Below are 13,178 nucleotides of genomic sequence, written 5' to 3'. Positions count from 1 at the left end.
CTTAGTAGGGATGAACGCATATTTAAGCGTTATTAAAAAAGTGGAAGCATACGTGCTTCAATTAGGGTGGCACCACGGGTATAATACTCTCGTCCCTACTGTTTAAACAGTAGAGGCGGGAGTTTTTTTATTTTTATTAAGATTAAAACAATTTGAGGAGGAACTGAATATGTCTATTCAAATCCCACGCGGAACGCAAGATATTCTTCCAGGCACTGTTGAGTTATGGCAGTATATCGAAGGGCAAGCACGCGAAATTTGCCGTCGTTACAATTATAAAGAAATTCGTACACCAATTTTTGAGCACACTGAGCTATTTTTACGCGGTGTTGGTGATACGACAGATATCGTACAAAAAGAAATGTACTCATTCCAAGATCGTGGAGAGCGTAGCTTAACATTACGTCCAGAAGGTACTGCACCTGTTGTACGTTCTTACGTTGAAAATAAAATGTTTGGTGATGCAACACAACCAACGAAATTATACTATATCGGTCAAATGTTCCGTTATGAAAGACCACAAGCAGGTCGCTATCGTCAATTCGTACAATTCGGTATCGAAGCAATCGGCAGTAATGACCCTGCAATTGATGCAGAAGTAATTGCACTTGCTGTTGAATTTTACCGCGGCATGGGCTTAAAAAATATTAAAGTTGTATTAAACAGTTTAGGTGACGCAGCGAGTCGTCAAGCACACCGTGATGCATTAATCGCACACTTTGAGCCACGTATCGGCGAATTCTGCTCTGACTGTCAATCTCGCTTAGAAAAGAACCCACTTCGAATTTTAGACTGTAAGAAGGACCGTAACCATGAATTAATGGCAACAGCTCCATCTATTACAGAATACTTAAACGAAGATTCAGCAGTATACTACGACAAAGTACAAGAACTATTAACGATGATGGATGTTCCATTTGAAAAAGATCCGAACTTAGTGCGTGGTTTAGACTACTATCAACATACTGTTTTTGAAATTATGAGTGAGGCAGAAGGTTTCGGTGCGATCACTACATTAAGCGGTGGTGGCCGTTATAACGGACTTGTACAAGAAATCGGTGGACCAGAAATGCCAGGTATCGGTTTTGCAATGAGTCTTGAACGTTTAATTATGGCGCTAAAAGCTGAAAACATTGAATTACCACTTGAACATAGCATTGATTGTTACGTTGTAGCGCTTGGTGAAAAAGCGAAAGACCATGCTGCAAAAGTGGCATTCGATCTTCGTAAAGCTGGATTGTCGGTTGAAAAAGATTATTTAGATCGCAAAATGAAAGCACAATTTAAATCAGCAGATCGTCTAAAGGCGAAATTTGTAGCTGTATTAGGAGAAGATGAGCTAGATAAAGGCATCATTAACTTAAAAGATATGGCAACAGGTGAACAAGAAGAGGTAGCTTTAGATGTATTTGCTTCATACGTAGCAGAGAAATTAATATAGGGGGAACTTACAGTGGCTGAAAGAACACATGCATGTGGAAAAGTAACAGTAGAAGCTGTTGGACAAACAGTTCAATTAAAAGGTTGGGTACAAAAACGCCGTGACTTAGGTGGATTAATCTTTATCGATTTACGTGACCGTACAGGTATCGTACAAGTTGTATTTAACCCAGAAACATCAAAAGAAGCGTTAGAAGTAGCAGAAACAATTCGTAGCGAATACGTATTACACATAGAAGGTACAGTTGTTGAACGTGGTGAAGGCGCAATTAATGACAATATGGCAACTGGTCGTATTGAAGTACAAGCAACAAAAGTAAATGTACTAAATGCAGCGAAAACAACACCAATTATTATTGCTGATGATACAGATGCATCAGAAGATGTGCGTTTAAAATATCGTTATTTAGACTTACGTCGTCCTGTAATGTTCAACACATTCAAAATGCGTCACGACGTAACAAAAACAATTCGTAACTTCTTAGATACAGAAGAGTTCTTAGAAGTAGAAACACCAATTTTAACGAAAAGTACGCCAGAAGGAGCTCGTGACTATTTAGTACCAAGTCGTGTACATGACGGTGAATTCTATGCATTACCACAGTCACCACAGTTATTTAAACAGCTTCTTATGGTCGGCGGATTTGAGCGTTACTATCAAGTAGCACGTTGTTTCCGTGACGAAGATTTACGTGCAGATCGTCAACCAGAATTCACGCAAATCGATATTGAAGCTTCATTCTTAACACAAGATGAGATTTTAGAAATGATGGAGCGTATGATGACGAAAGTTATGAAGGATGCAAAAGGTGTAGAAGTTAGTGCACCATTCCCTCGTATGAAATATGCTGATGCAATGGCTCGCTACGGTTCTGATAAGCCAGATACACGCTTTGAAATGGAACTAACAGACTTATCTGAGTTTGCAGCAGGTTGTGGCTTTAAAGTGTTTACAAGTGCTGTAGAAAGCGGCGGACAAGTAAAAGCAATTAATGCAAAAGGTGCTGCAAGTAAATATTCTCGTAAAGACATCGATGCATTAACTGAATTCGTGAAAGTATACGGTGCAAAAGGTCTAGCTTGGCTTAAAGTTGAAGAAGACGGCTTAAAAGGACCGATTGCGAAATTCTTCGGTGAAGAAGATGCAAACGTGTTAATGAGTACATTAGAAGCTACTGCTGGCGACTTATTACTATTCGTAGCAGATAAGAAGAGCGTTGTTGCAGATAGCTTAGGCGCACTTCGTTTACGTCTAGGTAAAGAGCTTGAGTTAATTGATGAAAGTAAATTTAACTTCCTATGGGTAACTGATTGGCCACTTCTTGAGTACGATGAAGATGCAGATCGTTATTTCGCAGCTCATCACCCATTCACAATGCCATTCCGTGAAGACGTTGAGCTACTAGAAACAGCACCAGAAAAAGCACGTGCACAAGCATATGACCTTGTATTAAACGGTTATGAGCTTGGTGGTGGATCACTTCGTATTTACGAGCGTGACGTACAAGAAAAAATGTTCAAAGCACTTGGATTCTCACAAGAAGAAGCGCAAGAGCAATTCGGATTCTTATTAGAAGCATTCGAATACGGTACACCACCACACGGCGGAATCGCATTAGGTTTAGATCGTCTTGTTATGTTACTTGCAGGCCGTACGAACCTTCGTGATACAATTGCATTCCCAAAAACAGCAAGCGCAAGCTGCTTATTAACAGAAGCTCCAAGCCCAGTTGCAGAAGCACAGCTTGAAGAGTTAAACTTAAAATTAAGCTTAAAAGAAGAAAAGTAAGAATAGGGTCTAGATGGTTATACTATAACCATCTAGACTTTTTTTGAGGGGAAGTTTAAAAAGTCCGGTGCTCGAGTAGTTAAAGCTACACTGCGCTCCTCCTGGCATAAGCGCCTCGATCTGCTCGGTTCTTTAAATCCTCTTTTTTAAACGTGTATTTAGGAAGAAGTAAAATTCTGGTCTATGTTTTCATTCTCGAAATATGTATTTTTAGGAATTCTATAACTTTTTCTATACAAATAGTCGGAAAAACGCTAGAATACATGGTAGACCATTTTTGTAATAGGAGTGTAGAGCTGAATGTTACATCAATTTTCACGTAATGAATTAGCCTTCGGTAAAGAAGGACTTGAAATATTAAAAAATAGTACAGTCGGTATTTTAGGAATTGGCGGCGTAGGTTCATTTTCAGCTGAAGCGTTAGCGCGTTCTGGAGTAGGACGTCTCGTATTAGTTGATAAAGACGTTGTAGATATTACAAACGTAAACCGTCAAATTCACGCTTTAGTATCTACTGTAGGACGTTCAAAAGTAGAATTAATGAAAGAGCGTATTGCAGACATTAATCCGGAATGTGAAGTAATTGGATTAGAAATGTTTTATACAGATGAAACATATGAAGAGTTCTTTAAACACGGTTTAGATTTCGTAGTGGATGCATCTGATACGATTACGTTCAAAATCCATTTAATTAAACAATGTTTACGTCGTAAAATTAAAATTATCTCATGTATGGGTGCAGCAAATAAAATGGACCCAACTCGTTTCCGTATTGCGGACATTTCTAAAACACATACAGATCCAATTGCGAAAGTAATTCGTACGAAGCTTCGTAAAGAGGGTATTAAAAAAGGTGTAAAAGTTGTCTTCTCTGACGAAAACCCAATCGTAATTCGTGAAGAAGTACGTAAAGAAATCGTACCAGACGAGAATGCAAAAATTCGTAAAGCGAAATTACCGCCTTCATCAAATGCATTCGTACCATCTGTGGCAGGCTTAATTATGGCAAGTCACGTTGTACGTGAACGTATTAAAAATGTAGAAGTGAAACGTGTAGGGCAAGAATAAAAGAAAAGCATATATCCATTTTGGATATATGCTTTTTTATATGTATTAAAGAAATATGAATATTTGCATCACTACTAGTTCAAATGTAAGTAAGGTTAGTAAGTAATAATCATATTTATCTGATTTATAGGCGGATGTCTTTTTTAGACTGTTAATGGTGAAAAGAGCTAAAGTCAGGACGAGAAGGCCAAGAGTTATTTTGAAGATTATTAATGAAATAGCAACCATCTCCCTTTAAAGGTATATGGTTATAATAACATTTTAGTAAAAATTATCCAATATGTTTTAGGGGTTTTCTTGTATGACAGGGAGTAATGTTATTGTAAATATTTGTAATTGAATCGATCTCCTTTATTGAAGCGTTGATATATTGTAAGTTGTGATAGATATATTTGAAAAATCGTTGATATATTGTAAGTTGTGATAGATATATTTGAAAAATCGTTGATATATTGTAAGTTGTGATAGATATATTCGAAAAACCGTTGATATATTGCAAGTTACGATAGATATATTCGAAAAATCGTTAATATAATTTCATTTACCGATATGTATATATGGTTTATCGAAAACAAACAAGGATGTCACTTAGTCAAAAAAGTGACATCCTTATTTTTAATTCTCTGCAGAATATATAATATCTAAATTTCCATTTTGATCTGTCTTGAAAATGGGAGCAATCTGTTCTTCTTGTTCTTCAACCGAAACGAGTTTTCGAGCGCGATCCATAATTCGAACAAGCATCGCGTAATCTTCTTCGATTGCTTGTTGTTTTTTTGTGAGTACCGCTAATTTCGTTTCAAGTTCATGATTCGTTTTTTGCAGAGAAGTGAGCTGAGCTTGTAATACATCATTTTCAGTTTGCAACTTTGCAAGTGAAGGATTGTTATGTTCTAAATTTTGTAAAAATGAGATGACATTTTGCATTGTAAGATCTTGTTTACTTGGCGTAATATCTTCTGAAAAATCGGCGTCAATTACGAGTTGTTTCGTTTTCGTGAACCGATCTTTTTCTATATTAGCTTCAGAACGTTTTAATTCTTTACGTTGTTTTTTTGCAAGCTGCACCGCATCTTCGTAATCCGGTCTTACTTCAGCATTCCATCTAAAACCACAAGCTGCGGAAGTGCGGTTTAAAGCGTCGCCAACTTCATCAAACGCTTTTATTTGTGTACTTCCGCTGCGAATATGTCGCAAAACAGTTTCTGCTAAAAGGAGATCATCTTCTTTTGTCCATGCATCTTGACGTGTTTTCATAAGCGAAGCCTCCATAATGGTGACGTTTTCGTTTATGTTACCCTTTATTTTTCGTTTTATTCGAAGTTTGTAATCTTTCATAAACAGTAGAAAGTGCTTGCTCAAATTTCCCTGTCGTTTTCGGTTTATAATATTGCTTGTTTTTTATTTTATCAGGTAAGTATTGTTGCCTTACCCAGCCATTTGGATGGTCGTGTGGATATAAATATCCAATGCCTCTTCCGAGTGATTCTGCGCCTTTGTAATGACTATCTTTTAAATGGCTTGGAATGTCACCTGTTTGACCGTTGCGTAAATCGTGTAATGCAGCATCAAGTGCTTTATAAGCTGAATTTGATTTTGGTGATAAGCATAGCTCTATAACGGCATTTGCAAGTGGGATGCGTGCTTCTGGGAATCCAACTCGTTCAGCTGATTCAATTGCAGCTAGTGTACGCGGTCCAGCTTGTGGGCTAGCAAGTCCAATATCTTCATAAGCCATAATAAGAAGGCGTCTGCCAATACTTTGTAAATCACCTGCTTCAATAAGGCGTGCTAAATAATGGAGCGCTGCATTTACATCACTTCCGCGTACTGATTTTTGAAATGCTGATAATACGTCATAATGAGCATCGCCGCCTTTGTCATGAACGAAGCTCTTCTTTTGTAAGCATTCTTCTGCAATCTCGAGTGTGATTTCAGCCGCTTGATCGTCTGTAGTAAAGCTAGATAATACAGCAAGTTCAAGTGCGTTATAAGCGGAACGCATATCACCACCAGAGGCATTTGCAAAATGATGTAGTGCTTCATCTGTTACCGTTACAGCATATTCTCCAAGGCCTTTTTCTTTATCTTCTAAAGCTCTTTTTAACCCAATTAAAATATCATCTTCTGTTAGTGCGTGTAATTCGAAAATTTGACACCTGCTTCGAATAGCGGAGTTTATTGCATGGAATGGATTACTTGTCGTTGCACCAATTAAAGTAAGAAGTCCGCTTTCTAAGTGAGGTAATAGAAAGTCTTGCTTTGCTTTATCTAGACGGTGAACTTCATCTAAAATTAAAACGAGGTGTCGATGCATCTTTGCTTCTTGTACGACAACTTCCATATCTTTTTTATTGTGAGTAACAGCGTTTAATAGACGAAACGGGGTACCGGTACTTCCTGCAATTGCACTGGCAATGGATGTTTTTCCTGTACCTGGAGGACCGTATAAAATCATAGATTGAAAATGATTTGCTTGGACCATTCGCCATAAAATCTTTCCTTCACCAACTAAATGTTGTTGCCCAATAATTTCTTGAATATTTGTAGGGCGCATTCGATGTGCGAGTGGTTGTTTCATTTAGACCGTCTCCCTTAATATATAATCTCGTTCTATCGTATCATTTTTTTCTACGAAATTTGAAATAGGATGCTGTTTTATGGGAAAAATGAAGAAGAATATTTTCATTTTTCTTTCAATTGTAATAATTTCCGAGTTTTTCAATGTGATTTTATGTTATCATTTTGATACACAAGTTGAAATTTCTTATAATACTATATTATGCTATAATTTCATAGGATTTTAAATTGTGTTCTTTTTATAAATAAGATATAACCAATAGAAGTGAAAATTTGAAAAGAGGTGCAAAATAGATGAAGATTTCAACAAAAGGCCGCTATGGCTTAACAATTATGATTGATCTTGCAAAAAAGTTTGGTGAAGGTCCAATTTCATTAAAATCAATTGCGCAGGCGCATGACTTATCCGAGCATTACTTAGAGCAATTAATTTCACCACTTCGTAACGCTCGTCTTGTAAAGAGTACGCGCGGGGCATATGGCGGATATGTATTATCTGATCAACCGGCTAACATTACAGCTGGGGATGTAATCCGTGTATTAGAGGGACCGATTAGTGTTGTAGAAATGATAGAAGAAGAAGAGCCAGCACAACGCCAGTTATGGATGCGTGTTCGTGATGCGGTGCAAGAAGTGTTAGATAGTACAACGTTAGAAGATTTAGTACGTTATGAGGAAGAAAATCACGGGGGCTATATGTTTTACATTTAATTCCTTGTGAAACGATTTGGAAAGAAGGAGATTTAATGGAACGCATTTACTTAGATCATGCTGCGACATCTCCGACTCACCCAGAAGTGGTCGAAAAGATGATTCCATATATGACAGAAATATTCGGGAACCCGTCTAGTATTCACTTTTATGGACGTCAAACTCGTCACACAGTAGATGAGGCGAGACGAGTGTGTGCACGCAGCATTCATGCGAATCCGAATGAAATTATATTTACGAGCGGTGGTACAGAAGCTGATAATTTAGCGCTTATAGGTGTAGCACGTGCGAACCGTCATAAAGGTAACCACATAATAACGACGCAAATTGAACATCATGCGATTTTGCATACGTGCGAATTGTTAGAGCGTGAAGGGTTTGAAGTGACATATTTACCTGTCGATGAAACAGGACGCATTCAAGTTTCTGACATACAAAAGGCATTAACAGAAGAGACGATTCTTGTATCTATTATGTTTGGGAATAATGAAGTAGGGACAATGCAACCAATTGTGGAAATAGGAAAGCTGCTAAAAGAGCATCAAGCTTATTTCCATACAGATGCGGTACAAGCTTACGGTTTAGTAGAAATTAATGTGAAAGAGTTTGGTATTGATTTATTATCAATTTCAGCTCATAAAATTAATGGGCCAAAAGGTGTAGGGTTCTTATTCGCTGGTGCAAATGTGAAATTTGAGCCGTTATTAATAGGCGGAGAGCAAGAAAGAAAACGCCGTGCTGGTACGGAAAATGTGCCTAGTATTGCTGGACTTCAGCATGCAATTCTTATAGCTGAAAAAACTCGTGAGCAAAAAAATGCCCAATATGAAGAGTTTAAAGATATAATGGTATCTGTCTTCAAAAATGAAGGCATTACTTTCGAGGTAAACGGAAACTTAGAACATCGCTTACCGCATGTACTTAATGTAAGTTTTACAGGAATGAACATTGAACCGTTTCTTGTGAACTTAGACCTAGCTGGCATTGCAGTATCAAGTGGTTCTGCTTGTACAGCTGGTTCGATTGATCCATCACATGTATTAGTAGCGATGTTTGGAAAAGACTCCGATCAAATACGTTCATCCGTACGCTTTAGTTTTGGACTTGGAAATACGAAAGAGCAAATTGAAAAAGCGGCGTACGAAACAGTGAAAATCGTGAAGCGATTAACACAAAATTAGCATGGGAGGTGACATGATGAACAAACTACCTCACGAAACACGCGTTGTCATCGGAATGTCCGGTGGCGTCGATTCATCTGTAGCAGCACTTTTATTAAAAGAGCAAGGTTATGATGTAATCGGAATTTTTATGAAAAACTGGGATGATACAGATGAGAATGGTGTCTGCACAGCAACAGAAGATTACAATGATGTAATTGAAGTGTGTAACCAAATTGGTATTCCGTATTATGCAGTAAATTTTGAAAAACAATACTGGGATAAAGTATTTACGTACTTCTTAGATGAGTACCGAGCTGGTCGTACACCAAACCCAGATGTAATGTGTAATAAAGAAATTAAATTTAAAGCATTTTTAGAGCATGCAATTGCGCTTGGTGCCGATTATGTAGCAACAGGCCATTATGCACGCGTTGCTTATATGGACGGCGAATATAAAATGCTTCGCGGCGTTGATGACAATAAAGATCAAACATACTTCTTAAATCAATTAAGCCAAGAGCAATTATCAAAAACAATGTTCCCGTTAGGTGAACTGAAGAAACCACAAATTCGTGAAATGGCGAAAGAAGCTGGCTTAGCGACAGCGGCGAAAAAAGATAGTACAGGTATTTGCTTCATTGGTGAGCGTAACTTTAAAGATTTCTTAAGTAACTACTTACCAGCACAACCAGGTGTAATGCAAACATTATCTGGTGAAGTGAAAGGGAAGCATGACGGTTTAATGTATTATACAATTGGACAACGTCATGGTCTTGGAATTGGTGGTAATGGTGATCCATGGTTTGCTGTTGGAAAAAATCTAAAAGAAAACATTTTATATGTTGATCAAGGATTCCATAACGAACTTCTATATGGTGATGAAGTTATTGCTACGAATGTAGGATGGGTAAGTAACAAAGAAAAAGAAACAGAATTTAAGTGCACGGCGAAATTCCGTTATCGTCAAGAAGACAATAAAGTAACGGTTCAAATCGTTGATGAAAATACAGTTCGTATTCTTTGTGATGAGCCAATTCGTGCAATTACACCAGGACAAGCAGTCGTTTTCTATGATGGAGATGAGTGCTTAGGCGGTGCTACAATTGATGAAGTATACCGTAGTGGTAAGAAATTGGATTATTTAGGATAAATGAGAAGCCTCTGCCGATTAGCGGTTAGAGGTTTCTTTTACATAAAGCGAGTTTTCGTTCGCTTGGAAAATACATTCTTTGTTATAATTTGTTGTAGAGGTGAAGGACATGTCAAACAAACTTGAAACAGGTATTCAATATATGCAAGAAGGAAATTGGGAAGAAGCAGCTAAAAATTTTACAGAAGCAATTGAAGAAAATCCGAAAGATGCGCTTGGATACATTAATTTTGCAAATTTATTAGACGTATTAGGAGATAGTGAGCGAGCGATTTTATTTTATAAACGTGCATTAGAGTTAGATGATAAATCTGCAGCTGCTTATTATGGCTTAGGAAACGTATATTATGGCCAAGAGCAATTTACTGAGGCGAAAGTTGTATTCGAACAAGCAATGCAAGCTGGATTACAATCAGCTGATGTAACATTTATGTTAGGTATTACACATGTACAGCTTGGAAATGATCGTCTTGCACTACCATTCTTACAAAGAGCAACAGAATTAGATAAAAACGATGTAGAAGCTGTATTCCAGTGCGGACTTTGCTTTGCGCGACTAGAACATATTCAAGAGGCGAAACCTTATTTTGAAAAGGTATTAGAAATGGATGAAGAGCATGCAGATGCGTATTACAATTTAGGTGTTGCTTACGTATTTGAAGAAAATAACGAGAAAGCTCTCGCTTTATTTAAGAAAGCAACTGAAATTCAGCCAGATCACTTTTTAGCTGGTAATGGCGTTCGTTTATTAGAGCAAGAAGCTGAATAAGATAAAAATATAGTTTAATGGGTAGTTATCCCTCATCTAAAAAGGTGGGGGATGTACTGCTCATTAAAGTGAAAATATCGGAAAGGAGAGGAAAGATGGGAAATCAACATGCAATGGATTTGTTTGAGGAAGAGAAAAAATTTATAAAAGCGCAAGTTCTTCATACCATTTTCCACAACGAAGAAAACCTCTATTCCGTTGTCAGTATGAAAGTCATTGAAACGAATGAAACGTATGACGAAAAGAAAGTAATGATAAACGGTCATTTTCCCCGCATGCATGAAGATGAAGTGTTTACATTGACAGGTCACTTTAAGGACCATCCAAAGTATGGAAAACAATATATGGTTGAAACATTTAAAAAAGAATTGCCGCAAACAAAAGCAGGTATGGTGCAATATTTAGCGAGTGATTTATTTAAAGGGATAGGAAAGCGTACAGCGGAAAAAATTGTGGATCATCTCGGGGAACATGCTATTTCTAAAATTATGGATGACCCTGAGGCGTTAAATGGTGTTGTTAACAAACAAAAGGCTCAGGAAATATATGAGACAATTGTTGAACATCAAGGATTAGAGAAAGTAATGAGCTTTTTAAATGGTTACGGTTTTGGAACGAAACTTTCTATTAAGATTTACCAGCAATATAAAGAGATGACATTAGAAGTGATTCGTAATAATCCGTATCAACTTATTGAAGAAGTGGACGGGATTGGTTTTGGACGAGCGGATGATATAGGGCGTGCGTTAGGGATATCGGGTAATCACGACGACCGTGTACGAGCGGGATGTTTTTACACATTAGAGAATGTCTCATTGCAACTTGGTCACGTTTATATGAAGAAAGATCAACTTGTAAGAGAAACGATGTCACTTTTAAACAATCAAGAAGGAAGAGTGACTGAAGAAGATATTATAGGTTGTATTGAAACGATGCAAAGTGAAGGGAAAGTCATCATAGAAGAAGAACGAGTGTATTTAGCAACTTTATTCTACTCTGAAAAAGGTGTTGTAAAGTCTATTCGTCGATTGATGAATCAAGAGGAAACACCTTCATTTCCTGAAGCAGAAGTGTTAAAAACATTAGGTGAAATTGAAGAACAGTTGAATGTACAATATGCACCGTTTCAGCAAGAAGCGATTCAAACGGCACTTCATAAACCGATGATGTTATTAACAGGTGGACCAGGAACAGGAAAAACAACCGTTATTAAAGGGATTGTTGAAATGTATGCGTCACTTCACGGATTATCGTTAAATCCGAATGAATACAGTGATGATAACCCATTTCCAATACTATTAACAGCTCCAACAGGAAGAGCAGCGAAGCGGATGAGTGAATCGACAGGACTTCCAGCTTGCACAATTCACCGTTTGCTTGGCTGGACGCCAGAAGGATCTTTCCAGCGTAATGAAACGGATCCTGTCCAAGGTAAGCTCCTTATTATCGATGAATTTTCAATGGTTGATATTTGGCTCGCAAATCAGCTATTTAAGTCGCTACCAACGAATATTCAAGTTATCGTTGTAGGTGATGAAGATCAGTTGCCATCTGTAGGACCTGGACAAGTATTAAAAGATTTATTAAATGCAGGTGCAGTTCCGACAGTGAAGCTTACTGAAATTTATCGTCAAGCAGAAGGCTCATCTGTTATTCAACTTGCCCATGCGATCAAAGACGGCACACTCCCGCCAGATTTAGCGCAAAATAAAAAAGATCGTTCGTTTATCAGCTGTACAGGGGCTCAAATTGTTGAGGTTGTGAAAAAAGTTTGCGAAAACGCTAAAACAAAAGGCTTTAGTGCAAGGGATGTTCAAGTATTAGCACCGATGTACCGCGGGCCTGCTGGTATTAATGTATTAAACGAAGCGCTGCAACAAGTATTTAACCCGAAAAGGGAAAAGAGTAAAGAAATCCAGTACGGTGATGTTGTATACCGAAGAGGCGATAAAGTACTGCAACTCGTTAATCAGCCGGAGAGCCAAGTGTTTAATGGGGATATCGGAGAAATTGTTTCGGTGTTTTATGCGAAAGAAAACGTTGAGCAACAAGATATGATTATCGTTTCATTTGATGGAATTGAGGTAACGTATACAAAGCCGGATTTAAATCAAATTACACATGCATATTGTTGTTCGATTCATAAATCACAAGGTAGTGAATTTCCGATTGTTATTATGCCGATTGTGAAAAGTTACAACCGTATGTTACGCCGTAATTTAATTTACACGGGCATTACAAGAAGTAAGAAGTTCCTTATTATTTGCGGGGAGGAAGTAGCTTTCCAATCTGGTGTAAATCGCCTTGATGATGCAATGCGTCAAACAACTTTAGCTAGTCGCTTGCAGGAATCACAAGGAGAAGTACAGATGGTCACAGTTAATGGCGAGGAAATGGACGTGGAAAACATTTCACCGTATGATTTCATGTAACAAGGTGAAATTATATAGTGAAACTTTCAAACGCATAGCGTTGAAAGGCTCCAGCAATGTATAAATGAATGCGGTT

The 13,178-nt window shown here is 37.7% G+C and carries 10 protein-coding genes and 1 other annotated feature (1 of these 11 running past the window's edge); of the genes, 8 read left to right on the top strand and 2 right to left on the bottom strand.

The annotated features are described in order from the left end of the window. Positions 1 to 100, top strand: a binding site (T-box leader); it begins 131 nt to the left of the window's first position. A 69-nt stretch (positions 101 to 169) separates the two neighbouring features. From hisS to N2V79_RS21595, 3 genes are all read left to right on the top strand, one after another. Then, positions 170 to 1,441, top strand: a complete 1,272-nt coding sequence (gene hisS, locus N2V79_RS21605; RefSeq protein ID WP_069356224.1) for a histidine--tRNA ligase — start codon at positions 170 to 172, stop codon at positions 1,439 to 1,441. Between the two features lie 12 nt (positions 1,442 to 1,453). After that, entirely contained in the window at positions 1,454 to 3,229 is a 1,776-nt protein-coding gene (gene aspS, locus N2V79_RS21600; protein WP_000840885.1) for an aspartate--tRNA ligase, read from the top strand. Between the two features lie 300 nt (positions 3,230 to 3,529). Beyond that, entirely contained in the window at positions 3,530 to 4,297 is a 768-nt protein-coding gene (locus N2V79_RS21595) for a tRNA threonylcarbamoyladenosine dehydratase (RefSeq protein ID WP_000903182.1), read from the top strand. A gap of 615 nt (positions 4,298 to 4,912) precedes the next feature. Here the strand turns inward: N2V79_RS21595 and N2V79_RS21590 are convergent. After that, positions 4,913 to 5,554 (bottom strand): RsfA family transcriptional regulator, encoded by a 642-nt coding sequence (locus N2V79_RS21590; protein ID WP_069356223.1) that lies wholly within the window; start codon positions 5,552 to 5,554, stop codon positions 4,913 to 4,915. A 37-nt stretch (positions 5,555 to 5,591) separates the two neighbouring features. Beyond that, positions 5,592 to 6,878: a replication-associated recombination protein A gene (locus tag N2V79_RS21585; protein WP_000812919.1), complete on the bottom strand. Its 1,287-nt coding sequence runs from the start codon at positions 6,876 to 6,878 to the stop codon at positions 5,592 to 5,594. 293 nt (positions 6,879 to 7,171) lie between these two features. On the opposite strand from N2V79_RS21585, the gene cymR reads away from it, so the two are divergent. From cymR to recD2, 5 genes are all read left to right on the top strand, one after another. Further along, positions 7,172 to 7,588 (top strand): cysteine metabolism transcriptional regulator CymR, encoded by a 417-nt coding sequence (cymR, locus tag N2V79_RS21580; RefSeq protein ID WP_000704116.1) that lies wholly within the window; start codon positions 7,172 to 7,174, stop codon positions 7,586 to 7,588. Positions 7,589 to 7,623: 35 nt separating this feature from the next. Next, positions 7,624 to 8,769, top strand: coding sequence for a cysteine desulfurase family protein (locus N2V79_RS21575; RefSeq protein ID WP_078400283.1), 1,146 nt, complete (start codon positions 7,624 to 7,626; stop codon positions 8,767 to 8,769). Positions 8,770 to 8,785: 16 nt separating this feature from the next. Then, complete coding sequence (mnmA, locus tag N2V79_RS21570) at positions 8,786 to 9,901, top strand: tRNA 2-thiouridine(34) synthase MnmA (protein ID WP_001038010.1); 1,116 nt, start codon at positions 8,786 to 8,788, stop codon at positions 9,899 to 9,901. Between the two features lie 109 nt (positions 9,902 to 10,010). Then, positions 10,011 to 10,670, top strand: a complete 660-nt coding sequence (locus tag N2V79_RS21565) for a tetratricopeptide repeat protein (RefSeq protein WP_327905700.1) — start codon at positions 10,011 to 10,013, stop codon at positions 10,668 to 10,670. A 95-nt stretch (positions 10,671 to 10,765) separates the two neighbouring features. Then, a complete protein-coding gene (gene recD2 / locus N2V79_RS21560; protein ID WP_340720207.1) occupies positions 10,766 to 13,102 on the top strand; it encodes an SF1B family DNA helicase RecD2 in 2,337 nt (778 codons plus the stop codon). Positions 13,103 to 13,178: the final 76 nt, after the last annotated feature.

Origin of the sequence: Bacillus sp. CH_70 (genome assembly GCF_038007045.1) — a bacterium.
In the GTDB taxonomy this organism is placed as follows: Bacteria; Bacillota; Bacilli; order Bacillales; family Bacillaceae_G; genus Bacillus_A; species Bacillus_A cereus.
The sequence above is the reverse complement of the archived record's forward strand: the minus strand, read 5'-3'. Positions and strand labels throughout refer to the sequence as shown.

What these genes read in the sequence shown, in the direction of transcription:
- hisS (WP_069356224.1), top strand. Translation starts at nt 170, where the DNA reads ATGTCTATTCAAATCCCACGCGGAACGCAAGATATTCTTCCAGGCACT.
- N2V79_RS21595 (WP_000903182.1), top strand. Translation starts at nt 3,530, where the DNA reads ATGTTACATCAATTTTCACGTAATGAATTAGCCTTCGGTAAAGAAGGA.
- N2V79_RS21590 (WP_069356223.1), bottom strand. Translation starts at nt 5,554, where the DNA reads ATGAAAACACGTCAAGATGCATGGACAAAAGAAGATGATCTCCTTTTA.
- N2V79_RS21585 (WP_000812919.1), bottom strand. Translation starts at nt 6,878, where the DNA reads ATGAAACAACCACTCGCACATCGAATGCGCCCTACAAATATTCAAGAA.
- cymR (WP_000704116.1), top strand. Translation starts at nt 7,172, where the DNA reads ATGAAGATTTCAACAAAAGGCCGCTATGGCTTAACAATTATGATTGAT.
- N2V79_RS21575 (WP_078400283.1), top strand. Translation starts at nt 7,624, where the DNA reads ATGGAACGCATTTACTTAGATCATGCTGCGACATCTCCGACTCACCCA.
- mnmA (WP_001038010.1), top strand. Translation starts at nt 8,786, where the DNA reads ATGAACAAACTACCTCACGAAACACGCGTTGTCATCGGAATGTCCGGT.
- N2V79_RS21565 (WP_327905700.1), top strand. Translation starts at nt 10,011, where the DNA reads ATGTCAAACAAACTTGAAACAGGTATTCAATATATGCAAGAAGGAAAT.
- recD2 (WP_340720207.1), top strand. Translation starts at nt 10,766, where the DNA reads ATGGGAAATCAACATGCAATGGATTTGTTTGAGGAAGAGAAAAAATTT.